Source organism: Gardnerella sp. c12Ub_1, assembly GCF_055804375.1.
In genome coordinates this window covers 986632-1011992 of the sequence record NZ_JANUZC010000001.1, presented here as the reverse complement: position 1 = coordinate 1011992, position 25361 = coordinate 986632, and the positions used below count along the sequence as shown (strand labels likewise).

Annotated in this window: 18 protein-coding genes; 10 read left to right on the top strand and 8 right to left on the bottom strand. The window is 45.2% G+C overall.

Annotated features, from left to right (window positions below; translation table 11 throughout):
- Positions 1 to 106 precede the first annotated feature (106 nt).
- Both NYP65_RS03865 and NYP65_RS03860 read left to right on the top strand, forming a co-directional pair.
- Positions 107 to 865 carry a histidine phosphatase family protein gene (locus NYP65_RS03865; protein WP_415704761.1) on the top strand — a complete coding sequence of 253 codons (759 nt, stop codon included), beginning with the start codon at positions 107 to 109 and terminating at the stop codon, positions 863 to 865.
- A 152-nt stretch (positions 866 to 1017) separates the two neighbouring features.
- A complete protein-coding gene (locus NYP65_RS03860; protein ID WP_115761992.1) occupies positions 1018 to 2361 on the top strand; it encodes an ABC transporter substrate-binding protein in 1344 nt (447 codons plus the stop codon).
- A 267-nt stretch (positions 2362 to 2628) separates the two neighbouring features.
- Here NYP65_RS03860 and NYP65_RS03855 read toward each other — a convergent pair whose 3' ends face one another.
- Complete coding sequence (locus NYP65_RS03855; RefSeq protein WP_016805907.1) at positions 2629 to 3648, bottom strand: LacI family DNA-binding transcriptional regulator; 1020 nt, start codon at positions 3646 to 3648, stop codon at positions 2629 to 2631.
- Between the two features lie 344 nt (positions 3649 to 3992).
- Here NYP65_RS03855 and NYP65_RS03850 point away from each other — a divergent pair, with 344 nt between their 5' ends.
- The 3 genes from NYP65_RS03850 to NYP65_RS03840 all read left to right on the top strand — a co-directional run bounded on the left by NYP65_RS03850 (position 3993) and on the right by NYP65_RS03840 (position 6453).
- Positions 3993 to 4847 (top strand): carbohydrate ABC transporter permease, encoded by an 855-nt coding sequence (locus tag NYP65_RS03850; protein ID WP_016805905.1) that lies wholly within the window; start codon positions 3993 to 3995, stop codon positions 4845 to 4847.
- Positions 4844 to 5677 carry a carbohydrate ABC transporter permease gene (locus NYP65_RS03845; RefSeq protein ID WP_004131359.1) on the top strand — a complete coding sequence of 278 codons (834 nt, stop codon included), beginning with the start codon at positions 4844 to 4846 and terminating at the stop codon, positions 5675 to 5677. Before NYP65_RS03850 ends, NYP65_RS03845 begins: the two co-directional genes overlap by 4 nt.
- A 161-nt stretch (positions 5678 to 5838) precedes the next feature.
- Positions 5839 to 6453: a DUF624 domain-containing protein gene (locus NYP65_RS03840; RefSeq protein ID WP_427898195.1), complete on the top strand. Its 615-nt coding sequence runs from the start codon at positions 5839 to 5841 to the stop codon at positions 6451 to 6453.
- 216 nt (positions 6454 to 6669) lie between these two features.
- On the opposite strand, the gene malQ is transcribed toward NYP65_RS03840, so the two are convergent.
- The 6 genes from malQ to NYP65_RS03810 form a co-directional block, all read right to left on the bottom strand.
- A complete protein-coding gene (gene malQ, locus NYP65_RS03835; RefSeq protein ID WP_473410640.1) occupies positions 6670 to 8934 on the bottom strand; it encodes a 4-alpha-glucanotransferase in 2265 nt (754 codons plus the stop codon).
- A gap of 244 nt (positions 8935 to 9178) precedes the next feature.
- Positions 9179 to 11221, bottom strand: coding sequence for a zinc ribbon domain-containing protein (locus NYP65_RS03830; RefSeq protein ID WP_473410639.1), 2043 nt, complete (start codon positions 11219 to 11221; stop codon positions 9179 to 9181).
- Between the two features lie 419 nt (positions 11222 to 11640).
- Positions 11641 to 13638 carry a type I pullulanase gene (gene pulA / locus NYP65_RS03825; RefSeq protein ID WP_415688321.1) on the bottom strand — a complete coding sequence of 666 codons (1998 nt, stop codon included), beginning with the start codon at positions 13636 to 13638 and terminating at the stop codon, positions 11641 to 11643.
- A gap of 113 nt (positions 13639 to 13751) precedes the next feature.
- Complete coding sequence (locus NYP65_RS03820) at positions 13752 to 14672, bottom strand: sugar ABC transporter permease (RefSeq protein ID WP_004131368.1); 921 nt, start codon at positions 14670 to 14672, stop codon at positions 13752 to 13754.
- Positions 14669 to 16072, bottom strand: a complete 1404-nt coding sequence (locus tag NYP65_RS03815) for a carbohydrate ABC transporter permease (RefSeq protein ID WP_004131369.1) — start codon at positions 16070 to 16072, stop codon at positions 14669 to 14671. The genes NYP65_RS03820 and NYP65_RS03815 overlap by 4 nt, the downstream gene beginning before the upstream one ends.
- A gap of 158 nt (positions 16073 to 16230) precedes the next feature.
- Entirely contained in the window at positions 16231 to 17460 is a 1230-nt protein-coding gene (locus NYP65_RS03810) for an extracellular solute-binding protein (protein WP_016798848.1), read from the bottom strand.
- A 628-nt stretch (positions 17461 to 18088) separates the two neighbouring features.
- Between NYP65_RS03810 and NYP65_RS03805 the strand changes: the two genes are divergently transcribed.
- Positions 18089 to 19804, top strand: coding sequence for an alpha-amylase family glycosyl hydrolase (locus NYP65_RS03805; RefSeq protein WP_473410638.1), 1716 nt, complete (start codon positions 18089 to 18091; stop codon positions 19802 to 19804).
- Between the two features lie 247 nt (positions 19805 to 20051).
- Positions 20052 to 20825, top strand: coding sequence for a TraX family protein (locus NYP65_RS03800; protein ID WP_415704767.1), 774 nt, complete (start codon positions 20052 to 20054; stop codon positions 20823 to 20825).
- On the opposite strand, the gene NYP65_RS03795 is transcribed toward NYP65_RS03800, so the two are convergent.
- On the bottom strand, positions 20809 to 21825 hold the full coding sequence (locus NYP65_RS03795; protein ID WP_415704768.1) for a LacI family DNA-binding transcriptional regulator: 1017 nt from the start codon (positions 21823 to 21825) through the stop codon (positions 20809 to 20811). The genes NYP65_RS03800 and NYP65_RS03795 overlap by 17 nt on opposite strands.
- A 257-nt stretch (positions 21826 to 22082) precedes the next feature.
- Between NYP65_RS03795 and NYP65_RS03790 the strand changes: the two genes are divergently transcribed.
- The 3 genes from NYP65_RS03790 to NYP65_RS03780 all read left to right on the top strand — a co-directional run bounded on the left by NYP65_RS03790 (position 22083) and on the right by NYP65_RS03780 (position 25307).
- Positions 22083 to 23471 carry an extracellular solute-binding protein gene (locus NYP65_RS03790; protein ID WP_004133338.1) on the top strand — a complete coding sequence of 463 codons (1389 nt, stop codon included), beginning with the start codon at positions 22083 to 22085 and terminating at the stop codon, positions 23469 to 23471.
- 70 nt (positions 23472 to 23541) lie between these two features.
- Positions 23542 to 24477, top strand: a complete 936-nt coding sequence (locus tag NYP65_RS03785) for a carbohydrate ABC transporter permease (RefSeq protein ID WP_016798349.1) — start codon at positions 23542 to 23544, stop codon at positions 24475 to 24477.
- On the top strand, positions 24474 to 25307 hold the full coding sequence (locus NYP65_RS03780) for a carbohydrate ABC transporter permease (RefSeq protein WP_004113800.1): 834 nt from the start codon (positions 24474 to 24476) through the stop codon (positions 25305 to 25307). Before NYP65_RS03785 ends, NYP65_RS03780 begins: the two co-directional genes overlap by 4 nt.
- Positions 25308 to 25361: the final 54 nt, after the last annotated feature.

Genomic DNA, 25361 nt, shown 5'->3' with positions numbered 1-25361 from the left:
CGAACATGGCAGTGGAGCCAGCTTGTATGTAATGGGTTTAGGTTTGCGCTAAGGCACCAAGCGCAGATTTTCGACTTGTTGGCGGTGCTTAAGGCGGAGTGGATTTATGCTGAACAGTATTGACGTTGACGTTAATGGTGGTTTATTTAGCGCAGATTCGTACGAGATTCAAGACGTTCCAGCAACTTGTGGCGGAGCTCCCGAGGGCAGACTTGTTCTTTTGCGCCACGGTCAAACTGCTTGGAGTGAATCTGGACAGCACACGGGCCGCACCGATATTCCACTAACGCAAGTTGGCCGCAATCAAGCTATAAGCGCAGGCGCCAGGATTCGTCAAGCTTTTCCAAACGGTTTCAGCGAGGATTGCCAGTTTGTAAGCCCGCTTATTCGCGCTCAGCAAACGGCTCAGTTGGCAGGATTTTCGCATTGCACGCCGCTAGAATACGCTGCCGAGTGGGATTACGGCTGCGCAGAGGGGCGCACTCGAAAAGATGTGTCCGCTCTAAGCGGTGTTGAGTCGTGGGATGTTTGGAAGGATGGCCCTAAAGCTCTTCCAGATTTTATGTCGGATTCTTGCCAAGAGGTTCTTCCAAGTGGCGAAATAGTAAAAGTCGTGCGTACTAATGGCGAATCTTTACAAGAAGTTTCTAATCGTACTCAAAAAATAATCGACTCTGTTTTGCCAAAACTTAAAAGCGGCAAGGATGTGATTATTGTAGCTCACGCGCACATTCTTAGGATTTTAGCAACCAGATGGCTTGGTGTTGACGCTTCTTACGCGCGCTTACTTCGACTAGACACCGCGCATTACAGCGCTCTTGGAACTTATAAGGGCGATCGTGTAATCGTTCGCTGGAATTGCTGATTTTTGCTTGCTTTAGATATACGACACGCCACCATATCAACGCTGCTATCGTTTGCAATATTTTTGCATTTGAGGCATAATAAAAAATGTCGAAAGGGCACCTAGGGGTGCGGCGGCCAAAAGGTAGGCCGACGGCATAGGAGAAAGGTTCGATGATGAATCGTACAATTAAGTCAACAATTGCGCTTGTAGCTTGCTCCGCAATGGCATTCGGTGCGCTCGCTGCATGCGGTTCCAGTTCTTCGGATTCTTCCGATAAGGGCAAGGTTTACTTCCTTAACTTTAAGCCAGAATCTGCTGATCAGTGGAAGGAAGTTGCTAAGGAATACACCAAGAAGACTGGCATTCCTGTAAAGGTTCAGAACGCTGCTTCTGGCACTTACGAGCAGTCCCTTAAGAGCGAAATCAGCAAGGGCAACGAAGCGCCTACACTGTTCCAGGTGAATGGTCCTGTTGGCTACGCAAGCTGGAAGGATTACACTGCAGATCTTAAGGATACCGAGCTTTACAAGCAGCTTCAAAACAAGGATATTGCTCTTAAGGATGGAGACAAGGTTGTTGGCGTTCCATACGCAATGGAAACTTACGGCTTGATTTACAACAAGGCTTTGTTAAAGAAGTACACGGAGCTTAAGGATGCTAAGGTAAAGTCTGCTGAAGAGATTAATTCCTTCGATAAGCTCAAGGCTGTTGCAGACGACATTCAGGCTCGTAAGGGTGATCTTGGCGTTGATGGCGCATTCACTTCTGCTGGCTTCGATTCCAGCTCTGATTGGCGCTTTAAGACTCACCTTGCAAACATTCCTCTGTACTACGAGTTCAAGGCAGACAAGGTTACCAAGCAGCCAGCAAAGATTAAGGGCACGTTCCTTGATGGCTACAAGAAGATCTTTGATCTTTACATTACTGATTCCACAACTCCTGCAACTCAGCTCAGCTCTAAGACTGGCGAGGATGCAAACTCCGAGTTCTCTCTTGGTAAGGCTGTGTTCTATCAGAATGGTACTTGGGCTTGGACCGACTTGCAGAAGGCTGGCATGAAGGCCGAAGACCTTGGCATGCTCCCAATCTACATTGGTGCTAAGGGCGAAGAGAAGCAAGGCTTGGCTACTGGCTCCGAGAATTACTGGTGCATTAACGAGAAGACTTCGGATGCAAACAAGAAGGCAACCAAGGACTTCTTGAAGTGGGTTCTTACCTCTGATTACGGTAAGGAAGCTATGTCTAAGAAGATGGGCTTCACCACTCCATTCAAGAGCTTTGCAGATATGAAGTCTGAGAATCCTTTGACTGCTGCTGCTGTTGAAGATGCTCAGTCTGGCAAGACTCCTGTAAGCTGGAACTTCACTATGATGCCATCTGACAACTGGAAGAACGATCTTGGCTCCGCTTTGCTTGAGTATGCTCAGGGCACTGGCAAGTGGGATAAGGTTAAGAGCGCCTTCGTTGACAATTGGGCTAAGGAAGTTGCTCAAGCTCACGAAGATCAGGATTAATCCGATTAATCCTAAGAATTGGGTTAAAACTGGATTATTAAATTCATAATTTAATATATGTCATTTTTGTAATTGCATTAGCACAGTGCATTAGTGACAAGTAAAAGAGCTTCAAGCCTAATGGTTTGAGGCTCTTTTTATTTTAAGAATTATCTTTAGTTAGATGTGGATTTAGTGAGATATAGCTTTATTTAGATATGACTTTAGTTAGATATAGCTTTATTGGAAGAATGACCTTAGTTTAATAGTCTTAAGTTTAGAATTGTCTTAATTGTTTTCAAGCTGACTTGTGCTCGATCTAACTATAAGCTGTGCTGGAATGGTAATATATTTGCATTCTTCGCTTAAATAATCGCCATTAATCAGAGACAAAGTTATTTTTGCTGCGTCTACTGCCATTTCTGCAGGGTCTTGACGAATAGTCGTAAGCCCTGTTTCTCTAGCGTAAAAACTATCGTCAAAGCCAATAATCGAAACGTCTCCAGGAGTACTGTATCCGCTTCTAGAAAGCTGGAACATAAGCGGAATTGCTATGCCGTCTTCTTGGCAAGCAATCGCCGTAGGAACATTTACATTGCTTAAAAGCGAAGAGACGATTGAGCTTATTCTGTCTAATCCTTCGGGGGCAACGATTTCTGTAGGCGTAATGCCGTTGATTTTGCATTCGTCAATAAAAGAGTGGTAGCGCTGCAAAACGCTAAAATGCAGTGAAATATCGCGGTTTGTGCGAATGTAAGCAATGTTTTTGTGGCCTAGCCCAATAAGATGACGTGCCATAAGTCGCGCGCCTTGATCGTCGTCTATGTTAATCGTTGCGTCAAAATCGCAATCCATAGGATTTAAGCAGTTTATACCTAAGACTGGCACGCCAGTGGCCTTTAGAGAAGCTACTTCCGATTTGTTTACGTCGAAGGAGCAAACGATTACAGCGTCTGCGTTTCTGCGAGTTGGCAGCATGCTAAAGAACTCTGCGCGCTCTTGGCTGCTGGATATTTGGAAGATTGAAAGGTCGTAGCCAGCTGGGTGAAGAACTTGATTTAGGCCTTGTATAATCGATGCGCTAAACCATAGTCGAATGCTGTCGCTAAGAAGCAGTGCAACTCTTAGTGTTCTGCCAGATTTTAGTGCTGCTGCAGATCTAGATATTGAAAAGTTTAGTTTTTCGGCAATAGCTAATACTTTGTTGCGCGTTGCTGCGGAAACCAAGTTTGGGCGTGTAAAAGATCTAGAAACAGTAGATACAGATACATGCGCCTGATCGGCCACGTCTTGAATATTAGCTGGCATTTGAACTCCTTTATTCGCACAGCAAAATGTTTACTCAATATCTTCATTAATATTGTTAAAACATATGCAACGCTAGTATATGAGCAGTGTTGCATATGAGAATTTTCACGTGCTTATTTGCGCTCATTACACAAACGTTTGCAATACGAACAATAATAGCAGGTTTTGCCGTAAAATCGCCAAAAATAGGGATTTTTTTCACATTTGATTTTTGCCTTCTTAAGTGGCGACATGCAAAAAATGACAACGTTTGACATTGTGGTTGCATGTAGTAAGATAAAAGTATTGGTTCGAGCGCGGCCGCTCGCACAGGCGCGTACTCAAGGAGGAGAAAGTGACGAATCATGATTAATATGAGTGGAAAAGCGATACGCAAATGGTGGGCGTTATTCGCTCTGCCAACGTTTGCTGCATTTGTAATTGGCTTCTTAGTGCCATTTGTAATGGGCGTGTATCTTAGCTTTACTAAGTTCCATACTGTTACTGACGGAAAGTTTGTTGGAATCCGCAATTATCGCAAGGCTTTGCGCGACCCGCACTTCCTTCATTCGTTAGTATTTACAACGGCTTTTACGGTTGTAACAACAATTGTTATTAATGTTATTGCATTCGCAATCGCTTATATGCTTACAAAAAAGTTCAAAGGCTCCAACCTATTCCGTACGGTATTCTTTATGCCGAATTTGATTGGTGGCATTGTTCTGGGCTACGTTTGGCAGGTAGTGCTTAATGGCATCTTGGGCTACTTTGGCCGCGCTATTACATATTCTGCAACATACGGATTCTGGGGCATGGTTCTTTTGATATGCTGGCAGCAAATCGGCTACATGATGATTATTTACATTGCTGGCTTGCAAGCGCTTCCAGGAGATGTTATTGAGGCCGCCGCCGTTGATGGTGCAAGCCCAACGCAAACGCTGTTTAAGATTACAATTCCGCTTATGATGCCGTCTATTACGGTTTGCACGTTCTTAACGGTTACAAACGGATTCAAGCTATTTGATCAGAACTTGGCGTTGACTAATGGTGCTCCTTCCAGAAAATCGGAGATGTTGGCATTGAACATCTTCAACACATTCTATGGAAGAATTAATGGCGAAGGTGTTGGTCAAGCTAAGGCAGTTATATTCTTCATTATTGTTGCCGTTATTGCCTTGATTCAGAACAGGTTGACAACTTCTAAGGAGGTGGCAGCATGAACGAGAAGACTAAGCATCCTGCGCTTTGGACCACGCTTTTTGCTGTAGTGAGTTTGCTGTGGATTTTCCCAATCGCGTTAGTGTTTATGAACTCCTTTAAGTCAAAGGTGTATATTGCTAGCGAGCCATTTTCGCTTACTCCAAAGTCGTTTATTGGTTTTGATAACTACGTTCTTGGCATTAACCGCACGAATTTGTTGATGAGCTTCTGGTGGACAATTGTTGTAACGATTGGCGCTGTGGCTTTGATTCTGCTTTGCACTTCGATGTGCGCATGGTGGATTGTGCGCGTAAACAATTGGGCTGCAAAGCTGCTTTACGTGTTGTTCTTGTTCAACATGATTGTGCCATTCCAAATGGTTATGTTCACTCTTTCCAACATCACTACAAAGCTTGGATTGAATACCCCTTGGGGATTGTGGATAATCTACCTTGGATTCGGCGCAGGTTTGGCTGTGTTTATTTTCACAGGCGTTGTAAAGGGCATTCCTCAAGAGTTGGAAGAGTCTGCAATGATTGATGGCGCTTCTGTGCCACGCATATTCTTCCAGATTATTGTGCCGATTATGAGGCCTGCAATTATATCCGTTTCTATCTTGCAAACAATGTGGATTTGGAACGACTTCCTTCTTCCATACCTCACTTTGGATTTGAACAAGTACAAGACGGTTTCTATTGCAGTTCAATATTTGAAGGGCGGCTATGGCTCTGTTGAAATGGGTGCAATGATGGGCTGCCTGGTTATGGCAATTGTTCCAATAATAGTCTTCTACCTAATCTGCCAGAAGTACATAATTAAAGGTGTTATGGCAGGTGCGGTAAAGGGCTGAGGTTTTTTCTCCTTCGAATCTCGGCACGCATGATGGTGGTTGCAAGTGTTTGCAGCCACCATCATGCGTGTTTAAGAGTATCTTTGTGTTTAAGCGTATCTTATAGTGTATTGTTATTTTAGATTTGTTTAAGTTTGCTTAATTAGACGGGAGTAGTTGTAATGATCTCTTTTGGAAGCCCCGATTCTAAGTTCGCTCAAGGAATGGAATCGTTTGCAGATGCGGTCTGGCTTACTGTTCTAATGATTATTACCAGTATTCCGCTTGTAACGGTTGGAGCGTCTATTACGGCCGCTCATGAGACAGCTAGACGGATTGAGCGTGGCGAGGCACACACAACAGCAATCTACTTTAAGTCTTTTAAGAATAATTTTGTTAAAGCCACTATTATTTGGGCTATTTTAGGGCCACTTTTAGTTGTAATTATATGGTCTTGGATTTTTTTGCAACTTACTCCGCTTTTAATAATAAAGTTTGCGATTAGCATATTGTGGATTCTGGTTGCGCAGTGGGTGTTTGCATTGCAAGCGCGCTTTGAAAACTCGATTGGCAGAACTCTTATTAATTCGCTGATTTTTGGCGTTAGCTACGCTAGCACAACGCTTATAATGTTTTTGCTTGATTGCGTGTTCTTTGCGCTTGTGTATCTATCGCTAAAGTATTTTTTGCAAGGATTACCGCTGTTGATTTTGCTTGGGTGGGGGTCTTTGATTATGCTTCACACGCCGCTTTTGGAGCGCGTGTTTGCTAAGTATGTTGCGGCTAATACGCAGTGAGGCGAACATCGCCATAGATGCTCGCCTCACTTAGGACATCAAAAACATAGCGCGTAAGCCGTGTCTACAGGCGACCTACGCGCTATGCGAGAGAGAAAGAAGTTACTACATGAGTAACAATCAATATTTATTATACTCTTGATTCAAGTGTTTGCAAGTATTTTTAACCTTTCTTTTTACATTTTTTGGTGGTAATTTTACAGTTATTTGTGCTTGTTAGCTAATTTTTTCGCCTCGCATAATGGCGGCCATATTGAGTACGCGTTGAGACTTAAAAACGTCGCCTGTATGAACAACGTTTCCATCTTTATCTGCAAGAGGAATACGCCAATTTGGATACTCAGTACTGGTTCCAGGCTGATTTTGCGAACGCTTCTCTCCAACTGCATCAACAAGCGCCACTTGCAAAAGCAAAGATGGGGAAGTGCGCATAATCGCGTGCATGGCCTCTACGATCTCTTGCACATGGTCTTCAACGTGTTCGGCAGCATCCTTGCTAATCCATCCGCCATCCAAAAGCATCTTCATCATGGCGTCTCGCTCTGCGCTAGCAGCCTTTTGGAAGCTTTCTACGGAATCGGTAAGCAAGTGCAGCTCTTCGCGAATCTTAACATGCTCAAACGCAAGATAGCCTGCTGTAGGAGGCATGTCGTGAGTAGTAACAGATGCCAAAGCGTATTCGCGGTATGTAGAAGGATCTGCAAATATGATTTCCTTCTTTCCAGCCTTTTTAGCCGCTTTTTCGGCTTCGTCATTGTGCGTAAACCATTCAACAACAGTTCCAAGAATGCCGTGCGAAGCAAGCACCTTAGAAACGTACGCTGGAACAGTGCCAAGGTCTTCGCCAATCACCAATCCGCCTGCGCGAGTGGCCTCAATGCTAAGAACTGCAAGCATTGCGTCCACATTGTAGTAAACGTAAGCACCGTTCTTTGCGCCTTGGCCGCGCGGAATCCACCACAATCGGAAAAGACCAAGCACGTGGTCAATGCGAACTGCGCCAGCGTGCAAGAACACGTTGTGAACCATGTCTCGGTAGGCAATGTAGCCAGTCTCGTCTAAGTAATTAGGGTCAAATGGCGGCTGGCCCCAATCCTGACCCTGCTGGTTGTAGAAGTCTGGAGGCGCGCCAACACTAACGCCGTTAGCAAAGCGCTCTGGGCTCCACCATACGTCTGCGCCGTATCCGTGCACGCCAACAGCCATGTCTTGCATAAGACCAATCGCCATTCCTGCAGCCTTAGCTTCGGCGTGAGCAGCGGCAACTTGCTCATCTGCAATCCATTGCAGCCAGCGGTGGAACTCAAGCAAATCAGCGTGCTCGCGTCTAAGCATGTCGATCTGAGGCGTGCCTTTGCCGGTTGTATCAAACCAAAGATTATCTCCCCAAGGAGCACCCCAAACTTCAAAGGCTACGCACCAAGTAGCAAAAGCGTCTAAATCTTCTCCAGAGCGCGCCTTAAAGTCTGCGAAATCCTGCTCGCGCTCGGCGCTTCTAGGCTGCTTAAAAATAAGCTTTAAGGCTGGAAGTTTTGCGTTCCACGCGGCGTTAATATCCATTGGATTTGGATTGTTGTTAAGCGCTTCCACACCCTCGTGCAAAATCTCCACCTCTTTGCGCTGGCTATCGCTAAGATGCGCATATTCTGGAATATCTTGCGGACGAATGTATGTAACGTTTAAGAACCTGCGCGATTCTGGCAAGTAAGGAGAAGGCTCCAAAGGTGCTACTGGTGCGCACGCATGAATTGGGTTTATAAGCATAAAGTCGGCTTTGCCAATGCTGCCAGCGTCTTTAAGCAGTCTGCGCAAATCGCCATAATCGCCAACGCCCCAAGATTCCTTTGAGCGAACGGAATAAAGCTGAGTCATGTATCCCCAACGATGCCGTTCTTGAACGCTTTGCGGAAGTGGTATTTTTGCTGGTGCGCAAATCAAAGTTGATTGCGCGTGCGCAACAGTTTTGCCATTTTTATCTTCTACTTTTGCAAGAAGAGTGTGGTATCCCATTGGCAAGTCTTGCGGAAGTTCAAGAGTTAATCCGTCTTCTTCGCTTGTTTCAAAGTTGTTAAGAGGCTCTTCGTATTCCGACCCATCTTCTAGCGTAAGTGTTATATGTATTTTTTCTGGGCTGCTTGTGACTTCTTCAGCATGAATAGGAACAATCGTTTTTGCGCCAATAAAGCATACCACGGTTGGCGGCAGCAGCTCGCTATCGTGCTTTTCTTGAACGCGTTTTAGTGAGTTTTCAATGTTTTCGCTTGTGGTTGCAGGGTAGCCCAGCGCGTCTAGAACGCCTACAAGCGCTTCGTCCGTAATTTCCGTATAGTCACCTAGTTGGTCTATGTAGAAAGTTGCGACTCCGCATGCTTTTGCAAGTTTAACTAGTGGACGAGCAAGCCTTTCTGCGCTTTCTTCTACGGGCACAGTCGTGGCAGCCTTTGTTTTGCCATTAGTTGTGCCATTGTTTGTTGTGCTCATGATGCTCCTTTGTTAATCGTGGCACATGTACGAGCATCGAATTGATTGCAAACGATGCTAAAGGGTGCGGTTCTCAACACATCGCTGGATTGAGGCACGCTCTAGCTAACCATTATATTAAGTATTGATATCGTTTGCAATATTGGCGATTTTTGTGGTATTTAACAAAAACCGCAGAAAGCTAAATGCTAACTGCGGTTTTGTTATTTGCGATTATTCGCGCATGTTTGCTGCTAGTTGCTACTTACTTGCGACGGATTCGCATAAAGTGCCAACCAGCGCCGATTGCTGCGATTCCAGCAGTGATGCTGCCAGCAACAGCTGCGATTAGCGTTGTGTTGTTGCCTGCGGCGTGCTCACCGTTGTTTGCGCCAGATGCCTGAGCGCTCTTATCGCTGCTCTTTGCGTCTTCGCTCTTGGAGTCTTCGTTCTTGGAGTCTTCGGATTCCTTCTGGCTTTCATCTTTTGCGGAATCGGTAGATGTGTTCTTGGACTCTTCGCTCTTTGTTGCGTTTGCGGAGCTTGCTGCAGGAGTAGCGGCAGTAGCAGCAGATGCAGGGGCTGCAGGAGCTGCAGCACGATGCGTGCGTGCAGGAGTCTGTGCGGTTGCTTGCGACATAGCAGTAGCGTTTTCTACGAGTTCTTCTGCAGCTTTTGCGGTATGCGCAGGCTCCGTTTGATTTGCTGGAGCAGCACTGTGCTTAGGTGCAGACTGTGGCTCAACAGGAGCAGGCGCCGATTCCTTTGCCTCTGGAACAGATGGAGCTGGCTCTTTTGGTTCTGGAGCAGAAGGAGCTGCTTCCATAGAGCCTGCGCCTGGAACAACATTCAAATTGCCGCCATTTTGCTTAGCGGTGCTTCCTGCAAAGTCTCCTTGAGCAGAGCTATCGCTATCTTGCGCTTTGTTTTCTGGCTTTGCACCGTTTTCTGGCTTCTGATCCTGTGGATTTGAAGCCGCTGGAGGCACTGGAGGAGTAGGAGTAGTTTGTTTCTCTGGCTCTGCAGGATTTTGTGGATTAGCCTGTGGAGTCTGCTGATTCCCTTGTGGAGCGTTCGGCGCTGGAGCTTGATTCTGCTCTTGCTGCTCTGGCTCTGATGGTGCAGGAGCTGGAGCAGCCTGCTGTTCCTGCTTTGGTGGAACTTGCTCTTGTGGCTGCTTTGCATCAGGCTCGTCGGCAGATGGGAGACTAGAGCTAAGTGCTTCCTCTGCTTTCTTAGCAGCTGCAGCAAGCGATTCTTTGCGGTTGTTAAGATTGATAGTGGCAGTACCTAAGTCTTGCAGATATTTAGTGAGTCCCCTTTGTATTATTGTGAATGGAACTTCTGAGGCTCCGTATTGGCCAAAATTATCTGGATACTTACTTCTAAGATCTGTAAGAATATTCCTAACAGTATTACTCATTTCTGAGATTTTACCTGTTGCATCGTCAACCTTGGATTCTGCATCTTGAATTTTTTTCTGAGCATCTTTTACTTTTTTAGCAGCTGCTTCAATCTGGCTCATAGCATTTGAAGCGTCTTTAGCTGTTCTTTCTAAATCCTGCCTTGAATTTTGCAAATTTTCTTCAATAGTTTTTCTATTTTCACCTTGAGCGTCTTTAAGCTCTTGAGTTCTAGCAGTTATATCTTTTTTTGCTTTTTCGATTCCAGCTACAGCTTGTGTTTTCTTTTCTATTGCGCTATTTACGCTCTGAATAGCTTCATCAGCTTCTTCTTGAGCCTTTTTTACTTCTTCGTTTGCTGAATTGTATATTTTTTGGGCTTCAAGCATAGATTGGTTTGCTGTAGCAAACTTCTCTTGCACCTCTGCAGGCGGTGTTTTAGAATCCTTGCCGTTATCTTGTGCAACAGTGCTGCCTTCGGAGCCCTGATCTTCTTTCTTTTCGCTAGTTTTGCCTTGTGCGCTTGCGCTAGGGTCGGAGCTTGTCTGGCTACCGCCTGCTTGACTTGCAGCGTCAGCAACAGCACCAGGATTGCCTTGAGTCTGATCTTGCTGTGGTTGGCCAGCAGCAGCGTTTTGAGTTTGATCTGCCTGAGTCTTTCCAGATTCATTACCAGCAACAGGCGAGTTAACGGTTTGTGGTGTAGAGCTTTGCGGATCTATAGTTACAACATTGCTAACAGCATTAAAACCAGTGTCGGATATGCTTTCAACACGTGCTGCTGGATGATTGGACGTATCGGTTGTAGTCGTGGCAGCGTTTGCTGCGTTTGCAATGCTTATGCTTCCAATAAGAGCCAAAGAGCTTGCTCCCAAAGAGATAGCGGCTGCAATCTTAGCGTTCATATTTACCTCATTCTTCAAATCATTTAGGTTTGGGGGTGGGGATATTTGTTTAATTATCAAGTTGTAAGATCAAAGCGCTGCCATGCAATGTGTGCTTTAATAGCGTCTCTGTCTTGTTACTGAACTTTCTCCTCTCCACCATCGCGAATATACGCAAGGGGGGTATAAAGTCTAAAAATGATTCTAGCAGAACAGCAGGAATAATTCGCACATTTTGGCAAGTTATAAGGAACAATTAAGGAAATTACAAGGTTTTGCCTTGAAATATTAGTATTCGACCAAATATTCGGCTAAGTATTTGAAAATATTAGTATTTAACTATAAACCCAAAAATAATCCCGACTTTGTTTCCAAATCACAAGAATAAGGGAACAAAATCGGGATAAAATGCGATTCGAGCGCTAAAAAAACTCGAGCAATCAAGCGCGCTTGTTGCTTAACACAACGAATGTACGCGGCGGAATATGAACCGCGCGCGGATCGCCATTATCGTCGCAAAGCATTGATGCGCGGCTGCCGGAAGCGCTGCCAATCCATCTATCAAAGTACTCGCTGGAGTCCAGCACACAGCGCCATTTTTTGCGGCTTGCGCAAGGCTCAGGCAAATCAACCGTTGCAGACGCATCTTTCATAGGATTAGCGCACACAATCAAGTCGCTTTCAATTTGCTCCGCAAGAACAGAATTATCGGATGCATTAAGACGAGTGTGCTGAGCATCGTAAAACTCCGCATTCTTAGCGCGAAGTTTTATAAGCGCGCTATACCAGTCTACAAGCGGTTGGAATCGCTTAGCTCTAGACCAATCAAGCTGGTTCATAGCAACTCCGCGATTATAGGAGTTATCGCAACCATGCTTAGTGCGGCCAAACTCTTCGCCGCCAAGCATAAATGGCATTCCAGCGGAGCACAAAATTATGCCAGCGCTAAGAATGTTAGCGCTGAAGATGTCTGCAACGCTGTTTGGATCGCTTGCGTCAAAATCGCAGTTAGACGCATTGTCGCGCATAGAAATGCACAGCTTATCCCACAAAGTCAAATCGTCGTGAGCAGAAACATACTGCACAATCTGGCCAACACTCTTACCAGCACAAGGCATACCACGCCAGCCATTAAACGCATTGCGCACAGGATCTGCCGTCCAGAACTCGTTGCTATTTACATAGCCGCGGTCTCGATGATCCATAACATTGCCCTTAATCGTGTCACGAGACTCATCACTAAACCAGCCGATTCTAGAATCAAGGAAGTCGCGCCCAGCTTTATCTCCCATAGGGCAGTCATCGCCAACAGCTGCAGCATCCGCACCCCACGGCTCGCCATACATAAGAATATCTTTGCCGCCATCAAGCTTATCTAGTTCGGCACGAATCATATTCAAAGTTTGCGCATCCGTTAAGCCCATAAGGTCAAACCTAAAACCATCCACATGGTAGCAGCGCGCCCAATGCAAAATAGACTCAATCATAAAACGCCTAAACATTGGGTGGTTGGAAGCCATTTCGTTGCCGCAGCCCGATCCGTTTGCAAATCCGCCATCTTCTTTACGTCTGCAGAAGTAGCCAGGAGCAACGCTTTCAAACGCGTTCGATGCTGCTTCAAACATGTGGTTATAAACAACATCCATCACTACGCGCATGCCATTCTTGTGCAAAGCGCCAATCATTGCCTTGCACTCGCGGATTCTTGCCGTTCCGTCATATGGGTTGCTGGAATACGCGCCTTCTGGCACGTTGTACGCGTGAGGATCGTAGCCCCAATTGTAAAGCGAATCAACACTTTTTCCATCTTTGCGTGCAGACGAAATCGCAACCTCATCCACAGTCGCAAAATCGTAGATTGGCATTAGTTGAACGTGAGTTACGCCAAGTTTTTTAAGATAGTCGATTCCAGTAGGGAAGTTGCTATCTGAATCTAAAGTTGTATGCGAATCTGTAAAAGCAAGATACTGACCGCGGTGTTCTGGCTTAAATCCGCCATTTGCATTGCTGCTAAAGTCTTCAACGTGCATCTCCCACACAACAGTTGCATGGCGCACAAATTCTGGCGATTTGTCTTTGTGCCACCCTGCAGGAGCCACGCGATCTTCGTCAATAACAAGGCTGCGCTCGCCATTTACGCCGCTAGCAACACCCCAAGGGTCGCTTGTGCGATTCACTTTTCCATCTGCAAAAGTCACAAGAAAGTCGTAGTAAACGCCATCTAGTCTTTGCAAGATTGACGTTCTCCATGCTCCGTCGCGCAATGGCTTCAAATCACGTGTTTTAAAAGGTTCGCTGTTGTTTCCTGTTTCAAAAAGTCGCAGTGTTACGCTCGATGCTGTTGGCGCCCAAAGCGTAAATGTGGTCGATCTTTCGTTAAGCGAGAATCCGAGCTGCCCCGAATAAACTGGCCATTGTGTTGAAGGTGGGAACGTCATGAATATATCCTTTTGTATTTTATTAAATTATTTAGCATAAAATACGAAGGCCGAAACGCTTTTAACGCTCGACCCCCATATTTCACCAAACTCTACAATTAATGCAGAGCTTACTATCCCTTAACAGAGCCAGACATCGACTCTTCGTAGAATCGTTGCATAACAATGAACAGGATTGCGATTGGAATGGAAACGCACACAGCTCCAGCGGAGAATCGTGCGAACCAGTGATTAATGTATTCTCTCTGCAACATTTGGTACAAGCCCAAAGCCACAGTGTAATTATCTTGAGTACGAGCAATCGTCTTAACAAGAACGAAGTCAAGCCATGGACCCAAGAAGCTAACAATAGCCTGGAACACAATCATAGGCTTGCATATTGGAAGAATAATCTTATAGAATACTTGCCAAGTTGTGCAACCATCCAAGTAGGCGGCCTCGTCCAAAGACTTTGGAATCGTATCCATGTAGCCCTTCATAACGTAGAAGCCCATGCCGCTACCGGCAGAGTATACGATAATCAAGGAGATAAGAACAACAGAGCCATTCGTTAATCCAAAAGCCTTCAAAATGAAGTAGATAGCGATAACTGCCATGATTCCTGGGAACATGCCAAGAATCAAAGCAATATTCATGAATGTCTTACGACCGCGGAAACGCAAGCGAGACATGCAGAACGCTACTACAAGCACGAAGAACAGAGAGATAATGCACACGAAAATAGACACAATCAAGGTGTTCAAGAACATTCGTGGGAAGTCAAGAACTTCTCGCTCAGTAAACAGCTGAATGTAGTTGTTAAACGTGTACTTAGTTGGGAAGAACGTTGTCTGGTATGGAGCGGTGTTTTGGTTAAAGCTTTCCAAGAACACCCATACGATTGGCGCGAGCCAAATAATAGACATAATAATCAGGAAGATATGAGTGATGATATCTCCGATTATGCGGCGCACGCGCTGATCGCGCCAGAATGGAACGCTGCGTGTACTATGCACAGTTTGTTCGCTTTGCATAAGATCCTTCTTATTACTCACCGGAATCCCTCCTCATTCTTGTAGGAGCCAGAGTTGCGGTATGTTATCAAAGCAACAATCGCAAGCACAATGAATGTCATAATGCCGATTACCGCGCCCATGCTGTAGTTATCTTTATCAACCGTAAGCTTGTACAGCCATGTGATGAGCAAATCAGTCTTACCTGCCGAAGAGCCGATTGGTGTTGGCTCGCCGCCAGACAAGAGGTAAATAACGTTGAAGTTGTTAACATTGCCAGTGAACGTTGTAATTAAGTATGGAGTCATAACAAAGAAGATGTATGGCATAGTAACGTTCATAAAGCGCTGCCACCAGCTTGCGCCATCAAGTTCTGCTGCTTCGTAAAGCTCTGCTGGAACATTTTGCAAAATACCAGTGATTTGCATGATTGTGTAAGGAATACCAACCCAAAGGTTGATGAGAATAACGGTAACCCTTGCCCATGTAGCGTCCTGGAAGAATGGCAGTGGGGAATGAATCCATCCAGAAGAGATGAGAAGACGGTTAATAGCGCCATCTCTTTGCAGCATGCTGTGCATAACAAGCAAAGACACAAACTGTGGAACTGCGATTGTAAGCGAGAAGCAGATGCGCCACAAGCTCTTAAGGCGAGTAGTGCGCCTGTTAATAATCATTGCCATAAACATGCCAAAGAAGAAGTTCAAGAATGTAGCGAAGAAGGCCCAAACAAGGGTCCAAATCAAAACATCGAAGAAGATTCCAGCATTAATGGTTCCAGTTGTGTTTCCAAGAATCTTAACAAAGTTGTCTAAGCCAACCCAGTGGAACAGGAGCGTGTGATCACGGTCGTAATTTGTAAACGCCATTGAAATCATGAATGCTAATGGCAATACCGTAAACAGAACAATTCCAGCGGTTGGAAGAGTCATAAAACCAACGTGTGCGTGGCGATCTAGCAAAGACTCAACATCTTTTACAAAGGTTATAGGCTTTTCTCCGCGCTTTACAAAAGATTGAGCCTTGTATGCGCTACGCAAAGCCAAAGTAGCTAAATAAACTAAAACAATGATTGCTGCAATGCTCATAACGCCATACAGCAAAATCTCAACAGAATTATCTCCAGCAACGTAATGCCAGAAGCCGTTAATCTTTACTCTGCCTTGTTTTCTAGTGCCGAGTGTACCGAATTTTGGTAAATATTCCGCACCAGTTGTGGCCAAGAAGGCAAGAACTCCAGCCTCGCATAGAAGAAATACGAGACCTTTCACGTACTGTTTGCGAACGAAGTTACCAAAACCAAAGATAATTATCGAAACCCAAGACAGTGCGTCTGCGTGCTTTGCAGCCTCCTGTAGTGAGTATTGCGAAGGGGCCACAAATTCATCGGCAGAAGGTGCCTTCTTTCGCTTCCCTCGCTTGGTGGATGTCGTGCCAGTCATGACATGCCTTTCCGTAAAATTGTGGGGCTTATACAAGCAAAGAACGCCCCGCCCCGATTTACTATTCTTAGGGGAGCGGGGCGTCCTTGCCGTGTTTTTCTAAATTTAAATTCTTGTAAAAGAAAATAATATTTAGAAAATAGTTTGTAAGTTAATACTTACTTCTTAAGAGCTTCCTCAAAGCCCTTCTGGAAGTCTGCAATCTTTGCAGCGGCGTTGCCGTCGTTGACTTCCTTGTTGGCCAATGCAGTACCGAAGGTCTTCATTGGATCCCAGAAGGCACCCATTTCTGGAACGGTTGGCTGCAAGACAGAAGTCTTAGCAATGGTGTTCATCTGAGCAACAGCGGCTGGGTTATCCTTAACGAGATCGCTCAAAGCCTTAGCAACTGGGATGTCGCCGTGAAGCTTGTACATCTGCTCCTGGGATTCCTTAGAACCGAGGAATGCAGCGAACTTAGCGGCCATCTCTGGAGCCTTGGAGTTAGGGTTGTAAGCAACAGCCTTAGAGCCAGCGAAGGACTTCATCTGGTGCTCGCCATCTTCGGACTTAAACTTTGGAAGCTGAGCAGCAGCGTAGTTGTCGCCCAAAGCCTTCTTTACGTCGCCAGCATCCCAAGAGCCAGAGAAGTAAGCGTCAACAGTGTGGTTCTTAATGCCAGACAAGCCAGCGCCGTCGCCATCCATTACAAAGTTCTTGTTCTGAATGAGCTTTGCAACATACTTAGTGATTTCGGCAGCCTTATCACCAATCTTGATGCCGGCCTTGCCATCGTTGCTCTTCTCGCCGAAGAGGGTCATGTTGCCATCAAGGTAGAAGCCTGGAAGGTACCAAGCGTTGCTAATATCGAAAGCAACCTTGCCCTTTTCGAGCATCTTATCGAGGGACTTAACGTCTTCGTCGGAGAACTTGGACTTATCGTAGTACATGAACCAAGTGTTGCCCATGTATGGAACGCCATAAAGCTTGCCATCTTGAGCGGTTACAGACTGGATGATGGTCTCATCGTTGTCTCCCTTAACCTGCTTTGCAGCATCGTCGCTCAACTCGCCAATTGCGTTTGCCTTTACCAAGTCGCCGAGCTGATCGTTAGGGAACAGGTAAACATCGGCAGCGGCCTTAGCATCCTGCTTAACTGTCTTAGCAGCATCTGGTGGTGCAACAACAGCGTTCTTAAAAGTAACTTCTGGGTGATCCTTCTGGAAGGCTTTCTCCATAGCCTGAATCCAGCCGCCAGCCTTCTGATCTTCGGAAGAAGACCATACGGTGAGCTTTACTGGGTTCGACTTGCTGCTGGAGCCAGCGTTGGTGCTAGAACCGCATGCAGCAAATCCAAACATAGTGGCGATTGCGAGGCCTGCGCCCAGCACTTTCTTCATATTCGTCATCCTTGACCTCCTATATCATGCCAGCTTGGCATGTTCTTTGGTGGCATAGTAACAAATTTCATGTGACGCAACTTCGACGTTTCTCTGCGTTTTTGCAGCGTCACATTTGTTGTTGAAATCTGTTTATAAGCAATGTGTAGTATACACGTATATATTGTAGTTGGCAAATCATGTTGCGCGCTATTGGAAAAATTTCCGCTAAAGTTGTTTATTTTTGATAAAAAGTTATATTTTATTTTGTAAATCAGTAAATTTATCGGAATTTTATTATTGATTGTTTGACGCGAAGACAGGTCATGTCGCTCGCGCGGCGAAGACGTTCGCGCGCTTAGACCGCGTGCGAGTCGACGATTTCGAGCTGCATAATGCGCGAGAAATCACCTCGACTCGCTGAGCCGCTTAGCGTAGAAGCACGGTGTGCTTCTACGGCGGCGAAGACGTGAGCGCAGTTAATCTGCGCGAACGACAACCTGCCTTCGCGCTACGCTTTAAGCACTCAGGCAGGTCGTCGCGCCCGAGAATGTACGTGATTTAGGTCAAATCTGGTACAAAACCCGGGAAAAGCAAGAATGTTAATAGTAAAATAAAAGATAAGTCACGCCAACAAAACCAACAAAACGGGGGAAATATGCAAAACGAACATGCGCAATGGCTGCGCGACGCCGTATTCTACGAAATCTACCCACAAAGCTTCTACGATTCAAACGGCGACGGAATCGGCGACATTCCAGGCATAATCGAAAAACTCGACTACGTAAAATCGCTTGGTTGCAACGCGATTTGGCTAAATCCTTGCTACGATTCGCCATTTAAGGATGCAGGCTACGACGTGCGCGACTACAAAAAAGTGGCAGCGCGCTACGGCACAAACGAGGATTTGCAACGTCTTTTTAGCGAAGCGCATAATCGCGGAATGCACATTTTGCTAGACCTTGTTCCAGGTCACACAAGCGAAGAGCACGAGTGGTTTAAGCAAAGCTCGCGCGCGCAAGAAAACGAGTTTAGCAAGCGATATATATGGACAGACAGCGCGTTCAGTGGCTATTCCATGCCGTTTATTGGCGGCGAAAGTGAGCGAGATGCAACGTATATTCTTAACTTCTTTAAATGCCAGCCAGCGCTAAATTACGGCTTTGCGCAAAGGGATCGCGCGTGGCAATCCGCGCCAGATTCCGCGGAGGCGGCTCAAACGCGCGCTGCAATGGTTGATGTTATGCGATTCTGGCTTTCGCTTGGCGCAGACGGATTCCGCGTAGACATGGCGGATTCGCTTGTAAAAAACGACGACAACAATGGCCCTGGAAGCCTTGGCAAAGACAACACGATTCGCGCATGGCAAGAAATGCTGGGCGCTGTAAAAGCCGAGTATCCGCAGGCTGCTTTTGTTTCGGAGTGGGGCAGGCCTCGTCAGGCGCTGACTGCTGGGTTCGACATGGACTTCTATTTGAATTGGCGCTGGGATGGGAATCCTAACGGTTACGCGCGCTTGGCTCGCGATGTGGATAATGCGCTAGACAGCAATCCCGAGCACGACCACAGCTACTTTAATGCGCGCGGCGGTGGCAGTATTTGCCCATTTTTAGACGATTATTGCCCACAGTATGAGGCCACTTGCAACGAGGGTTATTTTAGCTTTATAACGTGCAATCATGATACTCCACGCCTGGCTCCGCGATTAAGCGAGCGCGAAAGGCGGATTGCGTTTGTCATGATTCTTACAATGCCAGGTGTGCCGTTTGTTTATTACGGCGACGAAATCGGCATGAAATATCGCGATATTCCTACAAAAGAGGGCGGTTATGCGCGCACGGGTACGCGTACGCCAATGCAGTGGGATGATTCTAAGAATTTTGGATTCTCCACGGCCGCAAAGTCGAAGTTGTATTTGCCTGTTGAAGCGCGCGCGGATGGAAGGACTTGCGCAAACTCGCGCAAGCAGGCCGTGCAAAGTGGCGAAATTCCAACGGTTTTGAGGCAGGAGCAGGATGGCGATTCGCTGCTTAACTGGGTGCGCGCGCTGATTTCTTTGCGTCACGAGTGCGCGGCGTTGCACGCGGATGCTACTTGGCGAGTGTTGCACGCGCCTGTGGATGGTCGCAGTTTTGCGTACGAGCGATGCGCGGCTGTGTCGGATGAGTCGGATGGGTCTAATGGCGAATCCTCTACAGAACGAATCATTGTTGTTATGAATCCTGGATTAAACGAGGAGACGATTGCGCTTAGTGCGCTTGCAGGGCTTACGCCAGAGGCGATTTTGCAGCCGCGGCTTTCGATTGGGGCGGTTGCTTGCGATTCTTCCGCGCTTAAACTCGGCGGGCAATCCTTTGCCCTGTTTGTTTTATAATCCGTTTCATCGTTTGGTGTTTTTTAATACAAACGCACTACATAAACACGCAGAACTGTAGTGCGATTGTATTTGATTTTGGTGTTTTTCGGTACAAATGCACTACATAGATTTCGTGCCACATAGATTTAAGTTAGGGTTTGATACAATTGCAATGATTATGCAATGATTATGCAATGATGGCAAAAGCTATACGCACTTAACGTTATACGCACTTAACGCCACGCATGCTAGCAAGAGGTGAATTATGGACGCGCTAAAACCAAAGATCCGCGCAGATAAGAACATAAAAATGGGGATTACGCTCAAAAAGTTCAAGCTGCTCGGCGCTGTAATGATGATGCTCAGCGCGTTCGGCACAACCGTGATTCCGCACCTTTTTGGCGGCCTTTCCAACTCCAACATGTGGAGCCTCACCGCTGCCGTAGTGTGCGAAGTTATAAGCTGGTCGGCCCTGCCGTGGTACGCGTGGCTGCTTGTTCGCGGCTATCAAAACACGCATAACCTCAACCTTTACACGCTCCGTCTGCTTGTGCTGGCTCTTATTTGCGAGGTTCCGTACGACTTTACAACCTTTGGCTGCGCTTTCGATATGCGCTCGCAAAATCCAGTGTTTGGGCTTGTTATTGCGCTTTTTGTGCTTTCGGGAATCGACATGGTTCGCGCGCGTTTTAAGGGCGCGCAAAAAGTGGCGTCAATCGTAGTAATCCTGGTTGCAGGAATATTGTGGAATCTTTTCGGCAAAGTCGGCTTTAGGCAGAATATTTTTTGGGGCGGAGCTTTACTTTTAGGATTTGTTCTTATCTTTAGATTCCTAGAAAACCACGAGATTCGCATGGAGCTGATTGCAGGCGCTTTCGGCGCTATGTCGCTTTTGGCGCCTGGCGTTGGTGTGGCTGTGCTGCACTATCGCAGTCCGTACGGCGACGGCCCTAAGCAAACTAAGCAATTCCGCTGGCTTATGTATGCGTGGTATCCGCTTATGCTTGTAATCGCAAGCGTGTTCACGATTCTGCTTTAGGTGCAGCCGTAGAATTTCTTATAATAAGTTGCACTGGAGCTGTAAGATGTCTTCGCGCTACAGCTTTACCTTCTATAAGAGATATCGCAATGTTCCCAGCTTGTTCTGCCATTGTTTTAGGATTTTGACGGATTGTGGTTAATCCAGCCTCTTTTGCATAAGTGCCATTGTCGAATCCTATAATCGATAAATCTTCAGGCACGCGAATTCCTAGTTTTTGCAATCTAAACAGAAAGGGCATTGCTGTTGAATCCTGGTGGAAGCATATTGCAGTAGGCGGATTTTCTTGTGTAAAAAGTTCAGAAAGAGTGGCATCTATAGGGTCATCTTTTATGTCTATTGGCAGTACTTTCCCTTGCATTCCGTCAATATTGTTGCACACGTTTTCAAAGCTTGTTATTCTTCTTGACGAGCTAAAGCGGAAAGATGAACAAAAATGCTCATACACGTATAAAAGACGCTTATGCCCTAATGTTGCTAAGTGTCGAATCGCAAGTTTTATACCCAGAGCATCGTCGATTCCGATTGATGCAGAAAGCACTTTAGAAGCTGTGCAGTTTATTCCAACAATTGGTACGTTTATGCGTTGTAATTGTTCGGCCTCGTTGCTGCTTATGTCAAATGACGATACGATTATTGCGTCTGTGTTTGCGCGTAAAGGCAGCTCTTTAAAGAAGTTTTTCCTTTGTTCAACTCCCTCTAAAAGGTGTATTACAAGGTCGTAGCCGTTTTTGTTAAGTACGCTATTTAATCCTTCTATAATTGCTGCGCTAAACCATTCGATTTTACTGCTTCCGATTAGCAGCGTTATGCGATACGATTTGCCTGTTTTAAGCTCTCCAGCGGTTCTAGAAACAGTGAAATCCATTTGTTCGGCTGCGCGCATGACTTTGGCGCGTGTAGATGCGGAGACTTTTTCTGGATGCGCGAATGTTCTGGAGACGGTTGCAATCGACACTCCTGCCAGTGTTGCTACATCGCAAATACTAGTTTTTGACAAGTCGCACCCCTTTTAAGCGTTTTAGCTGCAGCGTTTTAACCGCATCTCTTGTAATCACCCTGCTTCCAGTTATCATAAATGAAAAGGTTTACATTTTTAGACACGCCGCCTAAAAAGTATTTATTCATGCAAAAATAGCCTAGTATTAAGGATTCAAAATGAAAACCTTTACATTTACATTTTTAATGTTTGACCGAGCTAAACGTAAAGCAATATTATAAAGTTACCCATCAATTTCACGAGGAAGTGGAGTAGTAATGAAAATTAAAAAAATATGCATATCCTGCATAGCAGTTTTAGGAATGATTTCTACGCTTGCCGCATGTGGGAATAGTGGTGCAGCAGGAGTAACCGATACAAAGAAAGACAAAGGCCTAGCTGTTATGGGTCAAGCTTTAAAGTATGACCCGAATCATTTAGTAAATCAAGGAAAGCCAATCCAACTCGAGTATTGGAGCTGGGGAGATGCATCCACCGATCCAATTTACGAAATGATTAAGGATTATCAAAAGATTTATCCAAATGTGAAGTTTAAGACTAAGAACGTTGCCTGGGATGATTATTGGACAAAGCTTCCACTTGCTCTAAAAGGAACAAAAGGCCCAGCTTTGTTTAATATTCACAATTCCAAAGATGAGCTTATTCGCCCATACGCTGCTGACTACAAGATTGACAAAGCTGCTATGGAATCGGATTACGCAACGGCGAGTGCGCATGAAGATGCTAAAGGTAATGTAAAGTACATTGATTCTGTAATCAACACGGGAAACATCTACTACAATAAGAAGCTTTGGAAGGAAGCTGGTTTAACTCAGGCAGACATTCCTACGACTTGGGATGAGTTGCGCGAAGTGGCAAAGAAACTCACTAAGTGGAATGGTTCCAAGATGGAACAGGCTGGATTCAACGTGAATGGCGATGCTTATGCTGCAATCAATCAAGGATTGAACTATCAGCGTGGTGAACTTGCTTTTGATGAAAGTGGCAAGAAGCCTAATTTTGACAACAAAGTCACGCGTGAAAACATGAAGTTCTTGAAGAATTTGTACGACAAAGACAAGGTTATTTCTACTGACTTTGGCACGGATTACACGCAAAGCTTTGGAAACGGCCAATCTGGAATGGTTTATGCCTGGGGATGGCTCGAAGGTGTGCTAAAAGAAAAGTACCCAAATATTGAATATGGAGTCTTCCCAACTCCAACATTCACAAAAGAAAAGCCATTTGCGTACGATCGCTACAATGGAGAATCCACTCCAGGAATTAACGCGCATCAGTCGAAAGAGCAGCAAGAGGTTGCTCAAGACTTTATTAAGTTCATTCTTGCTAACGACGCGTTTATTCGCTCGGCAGTAAAGCATTTGAACTCGTTCCCAGCAAAGAAGTCTTTGCAAAACGATCCTGAGATTCTAAAGGCTCCAGTAATGGCTGCGATTCAGCCGCGTGCAAATCGCCTAATCTGGCCAGGAATCACGCCTTCTACCGTGGAAACAAGTAGCAAGGCTGCTTTCCAGAACGTTATGCAAAATGGTGAGTCTATTGATGATGCAATCAAAGAGGCTCAGGCAACAATGGTCAAAGATATGAAGAATTCTAAGTTTACGTCTGCAGAAAGTAAGTATGAGTTCTTCAAAGAGCACAAGTAAAAACAAAGCAGACTAGTTAGCTAGTTGTAAATCGTAATCACTGTGCTCAGTAGGTAAGGCAAGGAAAATCATGGAACAAGTTAATCAGGATTCTCATTTGAGCAAAATGAGAAAACATAATGGTGGTATGTTAAAAATAAGCACTGCTCTTTCTCGAACCTTCTCCTTTCGGAATATAGCAGTAGTGTTTCTGATTGTTTATTTTGTGATTTTTCTTGCCTATCCAATATATAAGGCTTTTGCAGGCAGCTTCCATGAATGGAATCCGCTTGTTGGAACATACAATTGGGTTGGGCTGGATAATTTTAAGCAGATTTTAGTAGATAAGTTATTCTGGAAGTCCATTGCAAACACTGCAATCTTTACGTTTGTATCTGTTGTATTCCGCGTTATTCTTGGCATTGGTTTTGCAATGTTGTTAAGCTCCAAGCTTGTTAAGTGCAAAGATACTCTGCGAGGTCTTTTCTACATGCCAACAATTACGCCGTTGGTGGCAGTGAGCTTTGTGTGGATGTGGATGTTTGACCCGCAGTTTGGCATGATCGATAGGGTTACAGGCTTAAATATCAACTGGTTGCACAGTTCCACTTGGGCTATGCCAGCAATCATAATAATGACAATTTGGAAAGATTTTGGTTACGCAACGGTGCTTTATTTGGCTGGATTAATGAATTTGCCAAAAGATGTTTACGAAGCGGCGGAAATCGACGGCGCTAATAGCGTGCAAAAATTCTTTAGAATAACAGTTCCATTGCTAAAGCCAACAACACTTTTTATAGTAATCACATCTATGATTGGCTATATTCAAGCGTATGTTCAGATTCTTGTTATGACCAATGGCGGCCCAGGAACATCAACGTACACAATCAGCTATCTGATTTTTGATCAAGCGTTCCAAAAGTATAACTTTGGAATCGCATCTGCAATGAGCGTCATTCTGTTTATAATCACTGGAATCCTAACATTCATAATGTTTAAAGCGTCTAAGGATAGTGAGTTAGTATGAAAAAACAAAATCTTAAAAAGAGCATTATTGGATGGTTTCTAACAATATTCCTATTCTTATTGTCTTTCTTAACAATCGTGCCATTTATTTGGATGTTTGTATCTTCCTTTGCTCCAAACAGCGACATTGTGCGCATAGATGGTGGGTTGTTCCCAAAGCCGAGTACGTTTGGGAATTACGTTGGGATTCAAGAGAAATTCGACTTTTTGAGGCTATTCTTTAACTCATTGTTTATATCGGTAGTTAAAACGGTAATAGCCATTTACACGAGTGCCGTTCTTGGATATGTGTTTGCAAAAATGAGATTCCGTGGCAGAAATCTGCTTTTTGGAATAGTAATAAGCACGATGATGGTACCGTGGGCAGTAACAATTATTCCTCAATACGACATGATGACTAGCTTTGGTTGGCAAGACACGTATCGCGCGCTTATAGTTCCAGGCTTAATAAGCGCATTTGGAATCTTCTTATTCCGACAATCAATAAGCGGAATATCCGACGAATTGATTGAAGCAGCAAAACTAGATGGAGCTTCGGATTCTAGAATATTCCACAGAATAATTCTGCCAATGAGCCACAATACTATTGCTGCGCTCGCGATATTTACGTTCTTGTGGAATTGGGAAGACTATTTGTGGCCATTCCTTATGATTACAGACGAGAAAAAGCAGCTTCTTGCAGTTGGATTGAAGACGTTTAGCGGAAGATTTGGAACTGACTACGGCGGTTTGTTTGCTGCGGCATCGCTTGCTATTATTCCTGTAGTAGTAGTGTACTTGGTGTTCCAAAAACAGTTTATTGCTGGAATTTCAACTGGTAGTGGCAAGTAGAAGTGGTAAGTAGAGAAGTCGCAAGTAGATGTTGCAAGTAGATGTTGCAAGTAG